Source organism: Bacteroides sp. 3_1_23 (genome assembly GCF_000162555.1).
In the GTDB taxonomy this organism is placed as follows: Bacteria; Bacteroidota; Bacteroidia; order Bacteroidales; family Bacteroidaceae; genus Bacteroides; species Bacteroides ovatus.
Map to the genome: position 1 here is coordinate 214181 of NZ_GG774950.1, position 22179 is coordinate 236359.

Annotated in this window: 19 protein-coding genes; 10 read left to right on the forward strand and 9 right to left on the reverse strand. The window is 33.5% G+C overall.

Features of this window, described 5'->3' with window-relative positions; genetic code table 11:
- Window positions 1-2: 2 nt before the first annotated feature.
- The 4 genes from HMPREF9010_RS11775 to HMPREF9010_RS0124435 form a co-directional block, all read right to left on the reverse strand.
- A complete protein-coding gene (locus HMPREF9010_RS11775) occupies window positions 3-1430 on the reverse strand; it encodes an MBOAT family O-acyltransferase (RefSeq protein ID WP_008649133.1) in 1428 nt (475 codons plus the stop codon).
- A gap of 84 nt (window positions 1431-1514) precedes the next feature.
- Window positions 1515-2675, reverse strand: a complete 1161-nt coding sequence (locus HMPREF9010_RS11770) for a glycosyltransferase family 4 protein (RefSeq protein ID WP_008649134.1) — start codon at window positions 2673-2675, stop codon at window positions 1515-1517.
- Window positions 2676-2749: 74 nt separating this feature from the next.
- A complete protein-coding gene (locus tag HMPREF9010_RS26575) occupies window positions 2750-3565 on the reverse strand; it encodes a glycosyltransferase (RefSeq protein WP_369746219.1) in 816 nt (271 codons plus the stop codon).
- Window positions 3526-5091 (reverse strand): glycosyltransferase, encoded by a 1566-nt coding sequence (locus HMPREF9010_RS0124435; protein WP_008649136.1) that lies wholly within the window; start codon window positions 5089-5091, stop codon window positions 3526-3528. The genes HMPREF9010_RS26575 and HMPREF9010_RS0124435 overlap by 40 nt, the downstream gene beginning before the upstream one ends.
- A gap of 180 nt (window positions 5092-5271) precedes the next feature.
- On the opposite strand from HMPREF9010_RS0124435, the gene HMPREF9010_RS11765 reads away from it, so the two are divergent.
- Both HMPREF9010_RS11765 and HMPREF9010_RS11760 read left to right on the forward strand, forming a co-directional pair.
- The gene (locus HMPREF9010_RS11765) at window positions 5272-6120 is read left to right on the forward strand and encodes a glycosyltransferase family 2 protein (RefSeq protein ID WP_008649137.1); all 849 of its coding nucleotides are present in this window, start codon (window positions 5272-5274) and stop codon (window positions 6118-6120) included.
- Window position 6121: 1 nt separating this feature from the next.
- Window positions 6122-6943: a glycosyltransferase family 2 protein gene (locus HMPREF9010_RS11760; RefSeq protein ID WP_008649138.1), complete on the forward strand. Its 822-nt coding sequence runs from the start codon at window positions 6122-6124 to the stop codon at window positions 6941-6943.
- A 63-nt stretch (window positions 6944-7006) separates the two neighbouring features.
- Here the strand turns inward: HMPREF9010_RS11760 and HMPREF9010_RS11755 are convergent, their stop codons facing one another.
- The 3 genes from HMPREF9010_RS11755 to HMPREF9010_RS26585 are packed head-to-tail and all read right to left on the reverse strand — an operon-like array spanning window position 7007 to window position 9244.
- Complete coding sequence (locus HMPREF9010_RS11755; RefSeq protein ID WP_008649139.1) at window positions 7007-8119, reverse strand: glycosyltransferase family 4 protein; 1113 nt, start codon at window positions 8117-8119, stop codon at window positions 7007-7009.
- Window positions 8116-8934 (reverse strand): glycosyltransferase, encoded by an 819-nt coding sequence (locus HMPREF9010_RS26770; RefSeq protein ID WP_369746221.1) that lies wholly within the window; start codon window positions 8932-8934, stop codon window positions 8116-8118. The genes HMPREF9010_RS11755 and HMPREF9010_RS26770 overlap by 4 nt, the downstream gene beginning before the upstream one ends.
- Window position 8935: 1 nt before the next feature.
- Complete coding sequence (locus HMPREF9010_RS26585; protein ID WP_232284346.1) at window positions 8936-9244, reverse strand: hypothetical protein; 309 nt, start codon at window positions 9242-9244, stop codon at window positions 8936-8938.
- Window positions 9245-10188: 944 nt separating this feature from the next.
- On the opposite strand from HMPREF9010_RS26585, the gene HMPREF9010_RS11745 reads away from it, so the two are divergent.
- The 5 genes from HMPREF9010_RS11745 to HMPREF9010_RS26160 all read left to right on the forward strand — a co-directional run bounded on the left by HMPREF9010_RS11745 (window position 10189) and on the right by HMPREF9010_RS26160 (window position 15057).
- Window positions 10189-11673 (forward strand): MAC/perforin domain-containing protein, encoded by a 1485-nt coding sequence (locus HMPREF9010_RS11745; protein ID WP_032852690.1) that lies wholly within the window; start codon window positions 10189-10191, stop codon window positions 11671-11673.
- A gap of 160 nt (window positions 11674-11833) precedes the next feature.
- Window positions 11834-12547, forward strand: a complete 714-nt coding sequence (locus HMPREF9010_RS0124440; RefSeq protein WP_133304697.1) for a glycosyltransferase family 4 protein — start codon at window positions 11834-11836, stop codon at window positions 12545-12547.
- A 609-nt stretch (window positions 12548-13156) separates the two neighbouring features.
- The gene (locus tag HMPREF9010_RS11740; protein ID WP_008649143.1) at window positions 13157-13405 is read left to right on the forward strand and encodes a hypothetical protein; all 249 of its coding nucleotides are present in this window, start codon (window positions 13157-13159) and stop codon (window positions 13403-13405) included.
- Between the two features lie 90 nt (window positions 13406-13495).
- Entirely contained in the window at window positions 13496-14641 is a 1146-nt protein-coding gene (locus tag HMPREF9010_RS11735) for an MAC/perforin domain-containing protein (protein ID WP_008649144.1), read from the forward strand.
- Between the two features lie 275 nt (window positions 14642-14916).
- Window positions 14917-15057, forward strand: a complete 141-nt coding sequence (locus tag HMPREF9010_RS26160) for a hypothetical protein (RefSeq protein ID WP_232284347.1) — start codon at window positions 14917-14919, stop codon at window positions 15055-15057.
- 24 nt (window positions 15058-15081) lie between these two features.
- On the opposite strand, the gene HMPREF9010_RS11730 is transcribed toward HMPREF9010_RS26160, so the two are convergent.
- Both HMPREF9010_RS11730 and HMPREF9010_RS0124450 read right to left on the reverse strand, forming a co-directional pair.
- Window positions 15082-17367: a hypothetical protein gene (locus HMPREF9010_RS11730; RefSeq protein WP_232284348.1), complete on the reverse strand. Its 2286-nt coding sequence runs from the start codon at window positions 17365-17367 to the stop codon at window positions 15082-15084.
- Between the two features lie 347 nt (window positions 17368-17714).
- Complete coding sequence (locus tag HMPREF9010_RS0124450; protein WP_032852695.1) at window positions 17715-18200, reverse strand: acyltransferase; 486 nt, start codon at window positions 18198-18200, stop codon at window positions 17715-17717.
- A gap of 423 nt (window positions 18201-18623) precedes the next feature.
- Here HMPREF9010_RS0124450 and HMPREF9010_RS26710 point away from each other — a divergent pair, with 423 nt between their 5' ends.
- The 3 genes from HMPREF9010_RS26710 (at window position 18624) to HMPREF9010_RS11720 (ending at window position 21655) form a co-directional block, all read left to right on the forward strand.
- On the forward strand, window positions 18624-18800 hold the full coding sequence (locus HMPREF9010_RS26710) for an AAA family ATPase (RefSeq protein WP_008649147.1): 177 nt from the start codon (window positions 18624-18626) through the stop codon (window positions 18798-18800).
- 83 nt (window positions 18801-18883) lie between these two features.
- A complete protein-coding gene (locus tag HMPREF9010_RS11725) occupies window positions 18884-20056 on the forward strand; it encodes an ATP-binding protein (protein WP_008649148.1) in 1173 nt (390 codons plus the stop codon).
- 45 nt (window positions 20057-20101) lie between these two features.
- Window positions 20102-21655 (forward strand): ATP-binding protein, encoded by a 1554-nt coding sequence (locus tag HMPREF9010_RS11720; protein WP_008649149.1) that lies wholly within the window; start codon window positions 20102-20104, stop codon window positions 21653-21655.
- The last annotated feature ends 524 nt before the right edge of the window (window positions 21656-22179 follow it).

Sequence of the window (22179 nt, forward strand, 5' to 3'; positions counted from 1 at the left end):
TTCTAGAATTGAAAATAGATAAATGTTTGAATCTCATTAGAGTAATAAAATATATAATAGAATATGGCACAGTAGATTCCCCATCTGATTATAGGGTATTTTATATTTATTTCTAGTCCGTGCATTTTGCGTCTGTTAATCCATTCTATGATAATCAAAATAGCAATGTATTGGATGCATTTAACTCCATATTCAAGTGATGAAGGTTGCCATTTAGTAAACATATAAATGATATATTGATAGGCTTCTTTTATATTTTCGGCGCGGAAGATAACCCAACCAATCATTACAAGAATGAAAGTACTAATAATCTGTCCAAGTTCTTTGAGGGATGGTAGGTGTTTGTTTTCAGCTACTATGTCTTTATACTTTCTGTTTCTTCCCATGAGTAATAATGGTAGAAATAGTAGAGCATGAAATGCACCCCAACAAATAAACGTCCAATTGGCTCCATGCCAAAGACCGCTAACTAAGAAAATTATCATAGTGTTACGGAAAGATTTCCATTTGCTACATCGACTTCCTCCTAATGGGATATAAATATAATCTCTGAACCAGGTGGTGAGTGAAATATGCCAACGTCTCCAAAATTCGGCAATATCTCTAGAGAAATATGGGAAGTTGAAGTTCTGCAGTAAGTTTATACCAAATAACTTTGCTGTACCTATAGCGATGTCCGAGTATCCAGAAAAGTCTCCATAAATTTGGAAAGTAAATAAGAAAGCTCCCCAAGCCAGATTCAAACTATTAAGTGTTTGATAATTTGCAAAGATTTGATTGACTGCGACAGCGCATGTGTCTGCTACAACAATCTTTTTGAATAATCCCCATAAGATTTGCCTCATACCATCTACTGCCGCTGTGTAATCGAAAGTTCGTTGTCTTTCGAACTGCGGTAGTAAATTGGTCGCTCTCTCGATAGGACCTGCAACGAGTTGAGGGAAAAAACTGATAAAAGCAAAGAATGCTACAATATCATGTGTGGGGTTCATCTTGTGACGGTAGATATCGATTGTATAACTAAGTGCTTGAAATGTATAGAAGCTAATTCCTACTGGAAGTAAGATATCTAATGTGACCCAATCCAATTCAAATCCAAACCACTGAAATAGATGTTGCAAATTTTCCGAGAAGAAGTTGAAATACTTGAATATTCCTAATATAGTTAGGTTTAATACAATGTTGGCAATACTTATTAAGCGTTGGATGTGTCTATGTCCTTCTTGTCGTTCAAGTAGGATTCCGCTTGCATAACTACACAAAGTAGTAAACGCTATTAAGATAAGAAAGCGCCAATCCCACCAACCATAAAATAGATAACTAGCTACAACAACAAATAAGTTTTGTGTCCTTAATTTTTTGAAAGCAAACCAATATAATAAGAATACTATTGGTAGAAAGACTAAGAATTCGAATGAGTTAAATAGCACGGCCTAATTTTTTTTGCAAAGATAAATATAAAATAATTATTGATATTGTAAATGCATGTAATTTTGTTTACGTCTTATAAATAACTATGTTCTAAGAATAGATGTATATAGACGCTCTATCTGTTTGGCATTGTTCTCAATAGAGTATAATGACGAAACATAATTATATGCTCGTTCGGTGATTTCAGTGTATTGTTGTATCTGTTTTTGTTCTATATCTGTTAAATGGGTGGTTAATTGCTGTTCGTTGGTAAAACGAAGAGCAATTTCTTTATTGTATTTTCTTTGACCATTGTCAAATTGTTCTTTTGTTCCGGCAGTATCTTTTCCAATAACTAAGCATTTGTTAAACATAGCTTCTGCTGTAATTAGACCAAATGCTTCAAAAGGTGATGGGACGATTAAAGCTGTTGCGCGATTCATTAGATCATATATTTGATTGGTGGGTAGTATTCCTTTAAGCATAATATTATTTTGTATATTGTATTTTTCTATTAGTCTATCAATTTTTTGTTTTGTCTTTGAAGAATAGTTCCCAGCAAGTATTAATTTGAAGGTACCTCCTCTTAGTAGATAGTCTTTATAGCTATTTAGTAGTGAAAAGATGCCTTTTTCTTTCACGATGCGTCCTACAAATAGAAAATACTCTTCTTTAGGAAGTTCTTTAGGTTTATAACTTTGCCTCAAAACGCCGTCGTAAATAATAGTCGAGTTTTCCTCCTTTAGTTGGTAGAAATTATATATACCTTTTGTTATTGCTATATTGAAATTGCCGGATTTGTGTAGTTGTTTCTTTAAATATGGAAGTGAGTAAGCGTGTGAATGTTCGAAATCTAAAGATTGATACTCTCTTAGGTGCCATATGTGTGGAATCTTTAGTGATTGAGCTGCAGCAGCCCCAAACTGATATGCAGAAGAATTGGTATGAATAATATCAATCTTATATTGTTTGGATAATTCTATGATTTGTTTGGCAAAGAATTTCTTTTTATTTTTTAATTTAAAGGCATATATGGGACGAGTAATATGATTCCATAAATTTTTCTTTGAGGGGTACCAGAAGAAGTCGTAATTGAGAATACTATATGGTATATTTTCGGATCTCAATTTATCAATGGTTGATTGGCTAGCTAATTTTCCTAATGTGACATAAGGATTTATTTTGCTTTTAAGTTCTTTAATTAAAGTGATTAATGCTTGGTCAGAGCCTCCTTCACCTACTGCTATGTATAAGACGTTAATCATTTTGATGGAACTTTATTGAATTTGGTTTATGACTTCTTTTGTTATGTGTATGGTATCGTTTTAAGATGAACTATCTAATAATATTTTTTGGTAAGAGTACTACAAGTATTAAGACATATAATTCTATACCATATAAATTTGAAAAGGATTTTATTTCGCCACTTGCTATTTTTATAGGTCTTACGATAGAGCTTCATTTCTCTAAATGCGCGTTTAAAGGGTGCCGATCCTTTAATGATATTTTTTATGCGTTTATATTCCTTCTTTTCTTGTATCGACTTTATATTTGATGGATTGAGCTCTCTGCTTTTTTTGTAGAATTCAATCTTTGATTGTGTGTCATTGGTGTCATAAGCTAAAACAGGAAACGTATTGATGGTTTTCTTGTATATTCTTGCATATTCATCAGCCATTTCTTTTACAGACTTCATTTCTTTTAAATAATGCCTGATGTTTTCTTTTTTCTTTTGATATTCTCCAGCGATGTCTGATTTGACTGTTAAAATGAACTTAAAAATATCTTTTGCGGTACTGTGTATGGGAAAAATCCATCCTGCATCAATTGCTTTTACCCGTTCAGCTATAGCTCCTAAATCGAATGTGATTACAGGAATTTCAGCAGTAAGGCTTTCTGATAAAGTATAGGAATATGTTTCTGGCCACATGGACATTAAACATACTAGTTTAATGTCGTTCTCAAGTAGTAGATTAGGTAGGTCTTTCTGTAAATATTCACCATGATAGATATAATTTTGTTTGTTGGTGTTATATTTTTTATTTTCTGCCATTCCAAAGAGATGGATTGTTATCTCGGATTTTCTAGCTTCAGCTATTAACCCTTTTAAATATCTTAAACCTTTTTCTTCTGAAATCCCACCAATAAAAGCAATATTAAACTTTTCTTTTTGTTTTTCTTTATGTTAGAATAATTCGAATCTTTATTTACTTGATTGTAGCCATGTCCTATTACATCAATTGTTAGGCTTTTATATATATCTAAAACAATATTCTTAGTATTGGAAGAGGGGACGATTATTTTCTTTGCTAATTTAAGATTCGAATAAAATTCTTTTCTCCATAACGGTATGAAATTAATATTCTGCTTAAACTTTTTTGATATGCATGAACTACATCCGCTTTGGTTGTTATAACTACAAAGAAAAGTTTCCTCGTCGAAGAGTTTTACCGAAGGACATATTGAATAAAAATCATGCATTGTATATATAAAGGGAACGTTCTTCTCTTGTGCCACTTTGAAAATATCCAAATACATGTTTCTTAAGTGATGGATATGGATTAAATCTATTCTTAGGGCCGTTATCAATCTCTCAATATCTTTCTTGAAAACATCATTATAAAGATTTAAAGCTGTATATTGAGAATACATGCCTAGAGAAACAGTAATTTCGTCAGATGAAAAATAAGAGGTTAGATAGTATCTGAAATCATCCACAGAATAATAGATTACATGAAAATTAAATTCCTTTCGCATGTTTCTAATTAAATCATGTACATGCAATGTTGTTCCGCCAATGTTCCTTTCGTTGATCGCTTTGAACTCATGTATTACAATCAGTACATTCTTTTTAGAATACATATCTGTGTTATAACGCACATTCAGTTGTATCTCTGAGATCGGATTTTGTTGAACAAAAGCTTCAGTGTTTGCAAAGCATACCGGGTACCTCTCTTTTAATATTTGTAGATGAGAGTTTATCAAATTGGTCTTTTCTTGAGTGAAAGATTGGGTTCCTTTATGATAAATATATGTGTTATCACATAATAAATGTCTATATCCAGCTTGTAAACATCTATATGAGAAATCATTTTCTTCCCCATATCCTTTTCCAAAAGTTTCTTCGTCGAATAGACCTAGATCGTCTATTGCCTCTCTTTTAATATACATACAGAATCCGTGCGCAGTAGGAATCTCAGGAAATAAATTCATGCTGCATTTTTCGACAATGTCAGCATATTCTTCTACACTTAAACCTGGAGGAATGGTGTTTTCTGCCAAAAAAACAGGTACAGATGCTAAAGTCGCGTTATTGGATAGGGGAGTAACAGTAGCTACTGCAGGTTTACTATATGCGCAATTTTGTATTTTGGAAAGCCAATTTCTGGTTACTTCAGTGTCACTATTTAATAAGACTACATCATGGTGTGAATATTGCATGCCAATATTCACAGTTCGGACAAATCCTTGATTATCTTTGTTGTCTATTAATATGATATTTAGCGATTGATTTTCTTTTATAAAAGAATTCAATAAGGGCAATATTCTTTCGTCTGTGCTTTTATCATTGACTAACAATAATGTGTGCTGGGTAAGATCTGTATGCTCAATTACTGTTTCAATGCACTTTTTGACAAAATCAAAAGCATTATAAATGGGTATTATAATATCGATATCCATAGTGCGTAAAAATTGTTAGATACAAAGGTATGAAGAAAAATAGAAGTGGCAAGGGAACTTACGTTTTATCTTGGAATAAAGACAGTTTTTAAAGTAATTGTTTGGGGCTAGTGTTATTTTTCGTATGTTTGTATAATTAAAATTTGAAATAAAGAAAGTTGTTTATTATTTAATATTAAAATGAAATCTGAAGAAGCTCCAATCATCTCGGTTGTTATAGCATGTTATAATCAGGGAATTTATCTTTCGGATGCTTTGAATTCATTGGAAAAGCAGACTTTTCAGAATTGGGAGGGGATCATCGTAAATGATGGGTCTACTGATGGTACAGAAGAAATAGCTTTGGAATATGTGAAGAAGGATGAGAGGTTCAAATATGTCTTTCAGGAAAATGGGGGTGTTTCTAAAGCAAGAAATATAGGAGCTGCACAAGCGTTAGGTACTTATATTTTACCTTTAGATGCGGACGATAAATTGGAGGAGACTTATATAGAAAAGGCCTTGTCGCATTTTACTCATCATCCGGAAACATTGTTGGTGTATTGTCAATGGGGCTTTTTTGGGGAAGCGACTAATCACAGTCAAGTATCTTATAAAGGTTATGCAAAGTTATTAGTCAACAACGAGATTTTTTGTTCATCAGTTTTTAGAAAGAGCGATATGCTCCGGATTGGTGGTTTTGATGAAGATATGCATTTGGGATTAGAGGATTGGGAATTTTATATACGATTGTTGGATGAGCAAAGTATTGTATATCAAATACAAGAACCTTTGTTTTTTTATCGAATTAAGGCGGTCTCTAAAAATGTAACCGCTGCTCAGAATATCGCGGAAGTTGAGAACTATATTTATCAGAAACATATAAGACGTTATTCGTTGTATTATGGAAGTGCAATTCTTTCTTTACGTCGATTGTTTCTTTGTGAGAAAGAGCTGGAAGATTGCAAAGCGCGAATTGCTCGGCACAAAAATAAGTGGTATCGCCGTTTGTTTTATAAATACATAAAGGGTAACCTGAAAAAGAAGTAGAATGAAACAGATTTCTATTATTACGATCAATTATAATAATGCTTCTGGATTGGAAAAAACAATTCGAAGTGTTGTGGAACAGATATATAATGAATATGAGTATATAATTATAGATGGTGCAAGTTCAGATAAAAGTAAAGAAGTTATTCAAGAATATCAACGGTATATAGATTTCTGGTGTTCTGAAAAGGATTCTGGAATTTATAATGCGATGAATAAAGGGATACAGAAGGCTTCTGGTGAGTATCTGTTATTCTTGAATTCTGGTGATGTGTTGAACAATTCTGCCGTGTTAGCTGATATTCATGGCTTCTTATCTGGGGAAGATATTGTTTATGGGGATTTAGTTTTTGTGAGGGGGGATGGAGAAGAAACAGTTTTTATCTATCCTGATATCTTGACAGTGGATTATTTTTTGGAGCGCTCGTTGGGACACCCTGCGACATTTATTAAAAGAGAGTTATTTCACAATTGTCTTTATACGGAAAGTTTAAAGATCGTTTCGGATTGGGAATTCTTTGTGAAGAAGATTATTCTGGAAGGATGTTCTTATCGACATGTAAAACGAACGATTAGTAATTTTGATACAAGTGGCGTTAGTTCTCTTTCAGCAAAAGAATGCAATAGAGAAAGGGAGTTGGTATTGAAACAATTGTTCTCACCTATTTTACGTGAATATTTTCAAGAAGCAGAGCAATTAAAAAAGCTTCCTTTATTAGATGTTTTTTTACGTTTAAGTAGGACTCGCCGACTTCAGTATCGTATTAAACCGTTGCTTTTGTTCATACTGAAAACTGATGATTTTTTTTCTGGTAGAAAGTAAGGCTATCCTGAAGTATATACAGTTCCTTTGAATACTTCTACCAGTCTTGTTTGTTATGTATGTTTAAAAATTGTAACCTTGTATCGTTTTTTTGTATGTCTCTTCTGTTTCTACAACGGTTTTTTCCCAAGAGTATAATTCTAATCGTTTAATGCCTTTTTGAATTAATTCATTGGATTTTTGAGGATTGTATATTACTGCTTCTATAGTATTGGCTATGTCTTTTACAGAATAAGGGTCGAAATATATGGCTGCATCTCCTGCTATTTCAGGAAAACAACTAGTGTTGCTTATTGCAATAGGGCAATGACAGGCGTAAGCCTCTAAGATAGGTATACCAAATCCTTCATATAAAGATGGGAAAACAAATAAGGAGGCACGGGTGTATAGTTCGCTCAGTTCTTTATCAGATGCATTAATTTGTAGTGTTTTATTTTTAATATGTAGTTTTGATAGCAGATCTTCTTCATCTTGACTGAACTTATTTCCTGTGCAAATAAGGTATAGCTTACTGTCTTTTTGGGCTAATAAGGAAAAGGCTTCTATAAAACGATTGAAGTTTTTGTATGAGTATCTGCTGCCAACAAAAAGGATATATTTTTCAGGTAGTTGCATGGTGATTTTATTTTCAAATCGTTGCATGCTTGTTCCATGATAGATAACATCTATCTTTTGTTGGTCAATGTGTAATAGTTCTACTAGATCTTTTTTGGTATTTTTGCTAATAGCAATAATACGACTTGCTTTTGATAAGATTTCTTTTTTTTGTTGGATAATTTGTTCGGTTTCTTCTTTTGAGAAGTAATCAGGCAATCTTTCATATATCATATCATGTACTGTTATGACAAAAGGATTATTACCTATATATTTTAAGAAATAAGGTTCATAATAAGTAGCATGTAAAAGATAAGGAGATGATGTTTTAAGTTTATTCTTTGTGTACTTGAAATTTTTGTGAAGTAATTTGTCCTTATACCGTTTAAATAGGCATTGTGGAAGTGGTATTCTATGTCGTGCTATTGTTGAATTTTTTAAATAGTAATTTTCGCTGTATCGTATACTGATATCAAAAGGTTGTTGCAATCTTGAGATAATTTCACAGAAATAGCGTGATATGCCTCCAATTGTTTGAAGATCAAATATTTGAGAGTCGTATAATATATATGGTTTTTTCATTTTGTATGATTGATGATTTCGCTTTTTAACAAATTATGAAACTCATATTCGAATTGTTGTATATTCCATTTTTGTTTTGAATAGCTTATGTTTTTTATTATTAATTCTTGGGTTTGGGTAGGAGATAATGCTCTGCTCCATTGCATAGCCTTGTCTATTGCTTTTATGGATAAATTTGGTAGTAAGTAGCCATATTCTTCAATTTTATCAAAAGCTGCACATGGTGACACGATAGGAATAACCCCCATTTGCATTAGTGTAATAACAGAACCTGGGCATCCTTCACTTCCAGAAGGAAATATATTAAATGATGCTTTATAGGCTATATTCATAAATTCTTCAGAATATGTATGTAAGAAGCCATACCAAATTATATTGGTATATTTTTTAGTTCTAGGTTGAAAATAGTCTTTGAAATCTGGATCGATGGGACCTACTATATGTAATTTCAATTGAGTGTTTTGCATGAAATATTCTATGACAATGTCTAATCCTTTTAAAATACTACCATCAGAGCCAAACCATATGAATTCAGTGTTAGATGTTGTTTCTAATTTCTTCTCAAGATTGCACAGGCCTGTAAAATTGCTAGATTGATTAATTATTTTAATTTTTTGTTGTAGTTTTTGTGGATAAGTTTTGATTGTGAATGAACTCCCTATTTGAAATATAGTATCTGCGATTTCACAACTATTGTGTGGCTTGACTAATCGAGAATATTGTAAATGAGTATTGTGGGTTTTATTAAATAAGTCTGTTTGAGTGATTACACTAGCTATTTGGTGTTCCCAATATGCTCCTGTCGCGTAATATATTTTAAGAGCCTTGGGATTTTTTTTTGCACATTGTTATGAAGTTAGGTTCAAGGCCAAAAATAATATCATACTTTCTGTTATCACATTCTTTGGAGTCATTAAATAGGGCTACTTTCACATTATATCCTAATCTATGAAAAATTTCACTTATAATAAGAGCTTCTCTTTTATTTTGGTGAGACAGCATATAATGTAAATCTTTCTTTTTGTAATATACTTCAGGTATATATGAAATATAAGCCCACTTTCTATTTAATAAAGAATATAATATATGATGATTTTTATTTTTTGTAAATAATTCAAATGCCATATGGATATTATATAATTCAATTTCTAGCTAAAGTAGATATAAAAAATGAAAGTTTAATAATGAACTTTTTACTTTAGTCTTATTTAACGCAATAATTTGTAGGATACTTTTGCATGAAGATTGAACTGATAAACGATGATTAGTTCGTAAGTCTTCTGTGGCTTCCATTTGGTATTTTTGAAGGTTTGCTAATCTTCTAATAAAAACTAAGGCAGAACTCTAGGTGATAATATTTAAGGTGGTCTAATAGGATTTTCCCCAAACAAATAAGTATAATAAAACAAAGAATAATAGCAGGAGGAAATTATTTTTAATTTATATTATAAGCTTTGTCATTAAGGAGAGATGCTTATATTTATTAGATTTTTAAACTTTAAATATTATTATTGTGAATAAAAATTATCGATTATTGGTCATTCTTGTTTTTCTGGCATATACTTCAGATATGGACGAAGTTTGATTACCAGATAAAATAGAGACCAGTAAAGTCACAATTGGGCAGGCGTCAGATGGAGAATATGGTTTACTAGGGTTTAGTTACGGTCAATAGTTTATTGAATTTTAATTAACACTTATGCTGTAATTGCTACCAATTTAACCCTTTCCCATAGTCTTTTGTTTATCTTCTCGTTAGGTTGAATTTCTAACACAGAAATAAATCGTTTTATGAGAAAAATTGTGGTATAATACCTTTACTGACACCATTGATAGGATTCCAAGGCTTTCACTTAAATATTGGGGCTTATGGGAACTATTAATGAATTATTTCTATGCGGAAAGTTGCTAACTTTTCGAGAACGGGAGACAATACGTTATTTATTTCATTAAGAATGAGCCCCGACTAAGTGCAGTCGGGGCTTTTATGTTTACAAACATTTATTTTAACTCGTGTTTTATGATAATATTTTTTATCTTGTACGATTATTAACTCTAAAATTAATATTATGAAAAAGATTTATTGGTTGTTTGGTTTTATATTAGCCATTTGTTATTCTTGCTCGGAACTTGAAGACTTCTTAATCGATTCAACTTCAGTGGTTTCATGGACTACAATGACTAGAGCTGCTGGTGATGAAAAGTTTGATGTAGTAGGGTATGGTTACGATGTGACGAATGAGTATTTACATCCTTTATCAGTCAAAGGTCCTGTCTTGAATGTAGAGAAGTATAAGCAAGACCATTCTGGAAGATTGGAGTCTGGTACTGCTTCTTATGGACATGACCGAATGTATTATGGCTATTCATCAGCTGATTATGTGAAGAATATTACGACAGAAACAAAGGCAACATATACAATGAGTTATGGCAATGAAAAAGATACAGTATTCTTCTCAAATACAATAACTAATAATGCTTATTTGAAAACAGAATATTCTTATTCAAGTAAGTATTCATTTGCTAGTTTGGATTTAGTTAGAAATCTAAAACATATTTATTTTAATGATGAAATCAGTCGCTTATCTCAATATTTATCAGATAGTTTCAAGGAAGACTTAGAGCGACTTTCTCCCAATCGGATCGTAGAAAGATATGGTACGCATGTTCTAACGGATATCATAATTGGTGGACGTTATAAATTAATTTTTCGTTCCGTTATCACTAAAGCAAGAGATGCTTCAACAAAAAGGAGAACTGTGAGTTCGGGATTTAAATCAACTTTAGATGGAATCGGAGTAAGTTATAATTTGGAACATATAGATACTGTGGATGAGAGTTTAGTAAAAGATAATCAACATAAAGAATTATATGTTATGTTTTATGGTGGTAGTGGTACAAATTTGAAATATGATTTAGAAAAGGGTATGCCAACAAGTGTTGATGTACAGAGTTGGGAAAAATCATTATCTTTAGCTAATTCCTGTTTGACTGAGATTAATTGGAAGGAAACTTATCCAATTTATGAGTTTATATCTGACCCTGTAAAGAAGCAGGTAATAAAAGCAGCTGTGATTAAGCATATAGAGAAATCGAAAATAGATATGTTAGAGTTGTTACCATTGCATATATATGTATATGACAATCCCAATGAGGTAAATCAAAAGCGCATGGATCATTATACTACCACACAAGTTGATATAGAGAAAAAATATTCAGGTTGGAAATATGGTGGTGTTGAAGGGTATGTCGTTAAAAAAAAATATGATGGAACAGTTCCTCTTTATGAGTATTATAGTGATAACAGTTTTGATCATTACACCACAACCATTTCAACTATAAACCAAGATTTTCCAGGATGGAAATTATTGCCAGAATCTATATCTGGATATATATATAAAGATATAGGAGATAATTTGATACCTTTATATGAATACTATAATGATGATTTAATTAATCATTATACATCAACAGATCCGACCGTTAGTCAAATCTATGATGGCTGGCATTTTCTTCCTAAATCTATATCTGGATATGTCTATCCTGCAAATTAAAGTTTCACTAATTTGAGAATTCGGGGAATGCTTTAAATAGTTACTCGGTAATTTTTATAAGCTGTTACACCCTAAGGGGTTCTTGTATATTAAATGTGATGGGGAAATTTGGTTGGACCATTTTTTTAAAATATTAGAGGAGGGAAGGGGATTTAAGGGAGTGTGGAAACGCTTTTTGGTAACTCGATTGTTGAAGAAGGCTGATTTAATTTCGATAGAGACTGTTACGGGGTATGAAAAAATGCAAACACGGAAATATTGTGGGGTTAGTTTAAAGAATAAATCGGCTTTGCTAAGTAATGGCTTTGATGAAGATTTGCTTCACTCATTTTCTATAAAGGAACGAAAGTGTGTGGAGAAGGAAAATTTAATAATCTCTGTAGGAAGGCTCGGAACATATGAAAAAAATACGGAAATGATTCTAGATGCAGCAGAGAAAGTGAATTTTGATGATTGGAAATTGGTCTTGATTGGTCCTGTTGAGCCTAATCTGAAAGAGCTGGTTGAAGAGTTCTATGTTAATAATCCTCATTTAAAGAATTCTGTGATATTTACAGGTCCAATTTATGATAAAAAGGAACTTTGGGAGTGGTACAATAGATCGAAAGTTTTTTTATTGACCTCACGAGAAGAATCGTTTGCTCTAGTCTTGATGGAAGCCTATCGGTTTAATAATTATATTGTATCTACAGATGTTGGCTGGGCGAGAACAGCAATTGATCAATCTATGGGTGAAATAATACCCCAAGATGATTCTAGTGCATTGAGGAGAAGTTTACAAAGAATTATAAATGGAAGTGTTACGATCTTAAATGACCATTATCATAAAATAGATGTTTCTTATGAGACTGCTGTGAGAAATGTGCTTAAATAATTATTGTTGCATGAATATTTTTTTCATATATTGATTTTGCATTTTAGGTCAGGATATTTCCGAGTAAATGAGAATTGTATTATTAGCAAAGCTGTTGGCGCAATATTGCTAATATATATTAAAGCAGACGAATTGAAGTGAACTAAAAGCTGGAGAAACAATTTTAGGAGTTGCTTCAATTTGTGTATTTCTTTCCCCATTTTAAATATTATGTTATAAAACTTACAATTTTTTAATTCCATTCATATTTATTTTGATGTTTTAAATCTAACCTTCGTGTTGAAAGTGCGTTTTCGTATTAATCATTTAAACATGGCTTAATTATTCTTTAAGTTGTAATGATGCTATCGTTAGGGCGTTAATTAAAGGCGACGTAACCTTTAGGTCTATGCGGGGGTATCATCATATGATATTTCACATGTAGGCAGCAGGGAAAGTTAGAACGGTTTTCCTAAATGGGGAACTTTTAGAAAAAAACAAATGAAAGTTGTGGTAAAAAAGAATAACAGTTCTAAAAGCGCTATTTTTTAAATATTTTACTCGTGTTTGTTGGACGTGAGAAATAAATGTTTATATTTGTTGTATTGTTAAACATTAAAGACTATTATTATGATGAAAATTTATCTATCATTACTCATTGTTCTTCTTTTTCAGGCATGTACCTCGGATATGGAGGAGATTTTACAAGTAGGTGAAATAGAAACAAGTAAGGTTACAACTAGACAGGCGTCAGATGGAGAATATGACTTGCTAGGATTTAGCTACGATATTACTGGCGATTATTTACATGTAGATAATGCAAAAAAACTGGTCGTAGATATCAAATCTTTTATTGGAGATCCCAATAATAAAGATTGATTTTATAATCCTGCAACAATAATTGCGAATGAAGACTTTTATGCTGGAGCGAATGTAGAGGAGTTTTTACAAGAAATAAAGGATAAGAAGGTGACTGGAGGATCGGGAGGATTAAAAATAGGGCCATTATCATTATCTGGTAGTGCTAAGGTGACAAAAGAAAAAAATGAGCGATATTCATATTCTAATAAATACTCATTTGCACGTGTAGATATTATAAAAAGGATAAAGAGACTTTATTTGGATGTTGTGGATGCAAATGACCTAATTCCTTATTTGTCAACTGCATTTATCAATAATTTAAATAAGATGACACCCGAACAGTTTGTTGAAGAATATGGTACTCATGTATTACTTGATATATCTATTGGTGGAAGGTTACAATTTAATTATAGGTCTGTAATAACTGAAACTGATAATAATATTGAAAAGAAAAAAATAGTAGAAGCAGGAGCCAAAACGAGTATAGGAATCTTTGGTGCTAGTGGAAATGGATCACATGAAACAACGGAAGTTAAAAATCTTAATAAAAAAAATTCAAATTGGGATGTTGAAATCAGTTATCATGGGGGTACTAATAGTGGACTTAATTATTCGTTAACTTCAACTGAAGGTTTAACGAGTATACAATTTAACAAGACACAATGGGAAGAATCTGTAAGTGATAAAAATGCAGCATTAGTAGATATTAATTGGAATAAAACATTTCCTATATATGAATTTATATCAGATGTCGCAAAGAAGCAGCAAATAAAAAAAGCGGTTGAAAACTACTTGGAAGGTAAAAAACTTCAGACAATGAATCTTATTCCAATGTATACACTATATGACATGAATGTATATGACTGCCTTTATACAACAAATCTAAAAGAATATATTAGCTATCCAACTAATAATGTAGCTAAAAACGGAGCTTGCTTTTATGTACATAAGACTCAAGAAGCTAATACAATTCCAATTTATAGAGTTTATGACTCGAATGGACACAATCATATATATTTGGCTAGAGGAGGAGAAGCTGAACTTAATCAATATTTATCATGGACTCAGTATGAAGGAATTGAAGGATATGTATATAGCCCTTATCAAACACCTCCTGCTGGTACAATTCCTATTTACGCTTTTTATGCTGAAGAAAGTATAAACTGTATATTGGTAATGAATGAAAAAGAAGTGCCATCTTATTCAGAGTGGTGCACATATAATGGCGTTGCATTCTATGCATATCCGCAATAGGTAAAAGAAAGGGCTCGATTTCGAGCCCTTTCTTTGTATAAATAAAATAGAGGTTTACAAAATTGGCAATAAACCTGCTTCTTATTAGATGTCATAATTAGGGATATTCTTAAAATAAGAAATATAAGGCAACTACTTCATTGTGAATTAAGGACATTTACTGAATATTCCTAAAAAATATAGCAGATGGCTTGATTGCCGAATGAAATTTGAGTCCATGTGGAGTTGGTAAACAACTATGCTCTTGTAACATACATATCTAGTTGTATGACAATATGAACGAAATCTTGTTTGTGATAGCTGATGACTTGTATTTTGCAGAACATAAACTGATTGATCTGGCAATGGACTTCTATCAGCACGGTGGAAAGAAACTCTCATATTGGATTTGGAAATTCTTTTCTGTTTATATATAAATGTTCAATGTTGAATAATCGCTACTATTTCTTTTTTGCATATATTATTCCAATTCTGATAAGAAATAGCTGCATCATATAAATATCCAAATCGCTCATTTTCCTTCTGTTGTCATTTCTGGAGGTAAAAGCGCATAAAAAAGCTTCCATATCCTTCAAATGGCCATTAAGTCTGATTGAAAAACAGCTTCTATCCATGTTCTTTGCGATCACTTCCATATACAAATCACGTGGTTGGGTCTTCTTGCCAATTTTAAAGTCAAAATCATAACTGTCGTGTTTTTCCTGTTTATCTTCCATGTCGATGACAGACCAGAAGTAGTCGTTACCGGCATTAAACAAATCCAAAGGAAACCATCTTTTTTGAAAGTTCTCATCTAAGGAAGCGATTGGTGTTTTTTTTAGTAAATATCTGTTTAGTCTATAGTATTTGCTAAATGTATTAAGCTGTTTTTCATCTAGTGTTTTAGTAAAATCCAGTATAATATCGGAATGGATGGATTGAGTGAAATTATAGGAGACAATATGGCCTTTTTCTGTTTTAACAGTTAATAACAAAGATAAGTCATCACTGGATAAAGCATATGGTATCTTGATAAAAGACAAGCTGTTTCCGGTATTTCCGTTTTTTTCTGCAACATAGTAAAAACTGATAGGATATTCTGTAAAATTAACGAACTCACGTCGGATGGTACAGAATGGGGGAGTAAGCAAATGAATGTCGGACAATTTCAGTCTCTGCGTGGAGGGGGTGTTTAATCCGAACATGATACCGTTGGCTATGGGATTTGTTTCCTTTCTTGATCCTTTGACGATTTGAGAGTGCATCGTTGACTGTAAAACTCTTACATCCCCATTCCATTGAGGAACGAAAGGTTTCAGGAATTCTCCGTAAGTAAGTTTGTGCACAGATTTATTGTTAAGTCGTTTCATTATAAAGAGTGCCAATCCTCCTAATATTAAAGAAATGATCGTACTCGTTAAATCAATCTGAGTATAATTTGTCAATAAGAAAAGCAAAGTCAGTATAATAGTAGAGTCCACTAACCATATTATGGGTATAGACGCCTCGGCGTTTCTTAAAATAGCTCGTTGATATAACAGTGTCGTAAAACTTTGCCACTGCATACAGAATTTTTCGTTGCCTGTCGTTTTATAAAAATAATCTTCATAAGCGAATGGAGACCATTTAAAAGGCGGATAAGGTACTATCAGGATATCAGCAAGTTCAAGATACTTGTCTTGTCCCGGATATAATCTCGCTTCTTCCAGCGGCATGACAAAAGAAAAGTCGACGTAACATCCTAAGCCAATCTCTCCTTCATCGGATACAATGGCAAAGTCATGGAACGATACAGATGTTTTTTTGCAGATTTCTTCCGGAATTCCTAACTCTTCCTTAATGCCGCGAAGTACGCAATGATAAGGACTATAATATTGGTCGTGTTCAACCAAATCTGTCCGGGAAAAGGATTCATTGACAGGGACGTGCAAAGTGGATCTGTTGTCGCTCTCTATATTTCCGCTTCTTGCTGCTACCAACATTTTTTTAGCTCCGCTGGCATCTCTGCCTCCGATAATTATATCAATCCCGAAAGAAGAAAACAAGAAGGCTAGCGATTCTACCAACAAAAGTTTTATGTTATCATTTGCTTTGTTGGTCCTGCATATAATTTCTTGAAAGATTCTCTTGAATCTGCGGTCCTTGAATATTTTTTTGAAAACTTTAAATGTAAAATGATCCGTTTCGTATATATCTAATAAAAGTTCGCCTTTTTCCAGTTTATAACCTCTAATTCCCACTTTATCACCAATAAAGCGGATAGAACCATCTTTTGTGATATCTGACTGGACTTGTATAATGGCATTATAAACGTTTTCCAGAGAATATATACCCTTTAATATATCACATATAAATTCTTTGTGCCCATTTTCATTTTCTATATAGAAAAATTGACTTCGGTCATATCCTTTTTCTCTGATTTTTTCTGTCAGGCTATCATAATAGGCAACAATCTCGTTCTTTATGATTCTTTCAATTATAGATTTATCTGTTATCACCTGGCGGGTTTCGTATGATTCGTCAGTAGTGGCAAAATGAATTTTCATCATTCTGGGATTAGCAGGTATGTCTTTTACTTCCTTTAATGTGGTGGACAATATACCGACTAATCCTTTGGGGATAATTAGTGAAGCTTGTTCATATTTAAGATAGGGAAATTCTTTTATCCGTTTGAACGGTATCCGTTGTAGTATATGCCTGTAATTGGCGCAGCATTCGGTGATTACTATCCCTCCGACTGCTATCATTGCATACCACTTGTATTGGCCATCGGTTATAAAGAAAATAATTATTGTTATAATAAACAAGGTAATGTCAAATATGGCTCTTATCTTATATCGTGCCAGATCGACTTGTGACACCAACATCCAATTCAAAACTTTTAATATTACAATTTTTCTGATCCTTACAATTCTTTTGTAGATATTGAACAATGGAATGATTACTGGTATCGCGATAGATAAGAGAAAGAGAAGTTTGTTTGAAGAAATATTTGTGAAGATATCACTCCAGTCCAGATTATGAACATAGTTCACTGCCGCTTGAATCAGATTGTTTTCCATAATATTGATTTTGGTAGGTGTTTGTTCAAAGGTCAGAAATTCACAGGTCCTACAATTCTTGCAGGATTTCCAGCTACTAGAGTATATGCCGGCACGTCTTTGGTAACAACGGCACCAGCGGCAACCATGCACCATTCTCCTAAAGTTACCCCACACAAAATTGTCGCGTTGGCTCCGATAGAAGCGCCATATTTAACCACAGTCTCGCTGACGTCCCAATCTTCGGATGATTTTAATGTTCCGTCAGGATTTATGGAACGTGGATATTTGTCATTTGTGAAAGATACCGATGGTCCGACAAAGACTCCGTCCTCCAGTGTCACGCCATGAGGAATCATAACATTATCTTGTATTTTGACTCTGTTCCCGATTATTACGTTTGAATCAATAAATATATTACGATGAATTTTGCATTCGTCTCCAATTATAGCATTGGGAGCGATGACTGTAAATTCTTCAATAATAGTTCCTTTTCCTATTTGTGCGTTTGGGGCTATCTTTGCCGTTGTGTCAATCATGCTTTTCATTTTGGTATTCAGTCTTACAAATATAAGAATATGAAAGGACAAATACAAGTTATTGTTTTACTTTTCGTTATTTCCTGTCAAGTTATTTAAGGTCATGTGTTTTTTTGAGCGTGATGATTATCTTTTTCGTCAGTTGAAAAATATCTTAGCGAATTGCTGGAGTGTTTCATATTGTATCAGGTGAAACATTATAATATCTGTGATAAATAATTTTGAGGCCTTTTGGATAATGTTATATGGTAGATATTGGCTTGAGGCATCTTTTGTTGAGAACGTGCCCATTTGCTGTTTGTAAACAGCAGATGATTGTCTTTGTATCTCAATAATACTAAGGTATAGGAATGTATGGAAACTCTTTTTGCAAAACAAGACCGTTAGTTGTCGTTGACACCGACGGAGATAATAAGGGCATTGATGCGTCGAATCAATTGGGATGTTCAGTTGGTGGCTATTAGGGGACCTCGAGGGGCGGGAAAAACTACTTTAATGTTGCAGTATATGAAACTGCATTATGAAATTTATAGTAGGGATGTGCATTATTGTGCACTAGATTCTGTTTATTTCTCTAATCAGAGTGAAATTGCCGAATGAAACCTGCAGTTTTTCTTAAAAGTGCTAGTTTTATTCGGCAATTTACTCTATATTTGTCTGTATAACCCTAAAACAAGAAATGAATGGATACGCTTTATAGGTCATATCGAATGTTGCTTAGTAACATATCCACTGATTTTATCCGTTATCTCCATGATGAGATAGAATGGGATAGTAAGCTTATTGCAATTTTAGGTCCACGTGGTGTTGGCAAAACAACCATGCTCTTACAACATATCAAGTTGTATGATAATATTGACGAGACGTTGTTTGTGACAGCTGATGATTTGTATTTTGCGGAACATAAACTGATTGATCTGGCGATGGACTTCTATCAGCATGGAGGAAAAAAACTCTATATTGACGAGATACATAAGTATGCTGGTTGGGCCCGGGAGATAAAGAATATATACGATCTGATTCCCAGACTACAAGTTGTATATACCGGTTCCTCCATACTGGATCTGGAAGTCGGAGAGGCTGATTTGAGTCGCAGAAAGTTGGAATATCGTATGATGGGGTTGTCTTTCCGCGAATACCTCGCTATTTCGTATGGCTATCATTTATCAGTTTATTCTTTAGAAGATATACTGAAGCATAAAGTAGATTTTCCTTATTCCGAGGCACGTCCTATTTTGTTGTTTAAGGAGTATCTGCAACATGGTTATTATCCTTTCTTTCAGGAAAAGGGATATTTGCTTCGTTTACAAAGTATCATTAAACAGACTTTGGAAAATGATATACCGACTTTTGCGAATATGAATATAGCAACAGCATTGAAATTGAAAAGGCTGTTGTATATCATAGCGAGAAGTGTTCCTTTTAAACCTAATTTTACCAAGTTGGCGACTTTGCTTGATATGAATAGAAATACGGTTTCTGATTTGATGTGTTATCTGGAAAAGGCTGGAATAATTAATCAGCTTCGGGCAGAGACGGAAGGTGTCAGACTTTTAGGCAAAGTGGACAAGGTGTATCTGAATAATACGAATTTGGCTTATGCGCTTTCTGACAATACACCGGATATTGGTAACGTGCGCGAAACGTTTTTCTTTTCTACTTTGCGAGTTGTATGTCCGGTAACCACATCAGACGTTTCTGATTTTACGGTGGGTGGTTATACCTTTGAAGTAGGTGGAAAGAATAAATCGCAGAAGCAGGTGCATGATGTGGAGAATGCGTATGTTGTGAAAGATGATATTGAGTACGGAATGCGTAATGTAATTCCTCTTTGGGCATTTGGTTTTTTATATTGAGATAATATGTATATTTGTACGATGTGAACTTAAACAGATTGAAATATGAGTGGCAAGATTTACCCTATCGGTATACAGAATTTTGAAAAAATTCGTAAAGGTGGCTATTTTTATATAGATAAAACAGCATTGGTTTATCAATTGGTGAAAACCGGAAGCTACTATTTTTTGAGTCGGCCGCGCCGTTTTGGCAAAAGTCTGCTTATTTCTACGCTTGAAGCCTACTTTCAAGGAAAGCGTGAACTCTTTGAAGGACTGGCTATGGAGAAGCTGGAAAAAGATTGGGTAAAATATCCTGTATTACATCTTGATCTTAATACGGAAAAATACGATACTCCAGAAAGTTTGGAGAATAAACTGAATGGGGCGTTGGTGGAATGGGAGAAGATATATGGCGAAGAGCCCTCCGAGAAATCTTTAGCGATGCGTTTTGAGGGGATTATTAAGCGTGCCTGTCAGCAAGAGGGGCAAAGTGTGGTGATCCTAGTGGATGAGTATGATAAGCCGATGTTGCAGGCTATTGGTGATGATGTTTTGCAAAAAAGTTTCCGCAATACATTGAAGGCCTTCTACGGTGCATTGAAAAGTCAGGACGGCTGTATTAAGTTTGCTTTGTTGACGGGAGTTACCAAGTTCGGTAAAGTCAGTGTATTCAGTGATTTGAATAACCTGAATGACATTTCAATGTGGAATAAGTATATAGACATTTGTGGTGTGAGCGAACAGGAACTATACGATAATCTGGATGCCGAACTTCATGAATTTGCCAATGTTCAGGGAGTTACGTATGAAGAGATATGTGCCCGGTTGAAAGAAATGTATGATGGTTATCATTTCACGCACAATTCCAAAGGAATGTATAATCCCTTCAGTCTGCTTTTAGCTTTTGATAGGAATGAGTTTAAAAGCTACTGGTTTGAAACAGGTACTCCCACTTATTTAGTGGAATTGCTGAAGAAACACCATTACGACCTTCATCGGATGGCCCATGAAGAAACCGATGAACAGGTACTGAACAGTATAGATTCTGAATCTACCAATCCTATTCCGGTGATTTATCAGAGTGGATACCTCACTATTAAGGGGTATGATGAAGAATTTGGTATTTACCGTTTAGGTTTTCCTAATCGTGAAGTGGAGGAAGGATTTATCCGTTTTCTGCTTCCTTATTATGCGAACGTCAATAAAGTGGAATCTCCCTTTGAAATCCAAAAATTTGTTCGTGAGGTACGTGCTGGTGATTACGAATCTTTTTTCCGTCGTCTGCAAAGTTTCTTTTCTGATATTCCATACGAGCTTGCCCGCGAATTGGAATTACATTATCAGAATGTACTTTATATTGTATGTAAACTGGTCGGTTTTTATGTAAAAGCGGAATATCATACGAGTGAAGGCCGTGTGGATATGGTATTGCAGACTGACAAGTTCATCTACATCATGGAATTTAAACTGAATGGTACAGCGGAAGAAGCTCTGCAACAGATAAATGACAAGCATTATTCCCGACCATTTGAAACGGATTCACGAAAACTCTTCAAGATTGGTGTGAATTTCAGTGCTGAAACGAGAAATATAGAAAAGTGGTTGGTAGGGAATTAATGTTTTATTGTTATACAATCATTCTTTTTGCATGATAGCTAAGAATCGTTATCTTTGGTATAAAGAATAATTGTTTTATCGTTATGAATCAGAATCCTTTTATTACTTCTGGGTATGTGGCTTAAGCGGAAACTTTTGCCTGCGATGGATATAAGGTTCTTCGTCAAATTTGGTGGTAATCTCTTTTTTATTTCAACTGTCTTCTTCTTTCTTAATCCTATTAAAAGTTGTAGATATGTTTGCTTTTTAGTAACTTTAAAGACACCACATCATTAAGAGTTACAATGCAACAAGTCATATCTACAACGTACAAATATACATCAAAAAAAGAAAATAGCTCCTACAAATAGGGGATTATTCCATGATTTCAGATTCAGTCTTGGCTACGATAATCTGCAACAAGATGGTATCTCTGAAGCTGTTGGCTCATTGACGGTCTTTCTACATACGGCTGGCAAAGGGGCTTCCTGTCCTTATTGCGGCATTTCAGTCACCGATTGCACAGTTACTACTCCCGTNATATT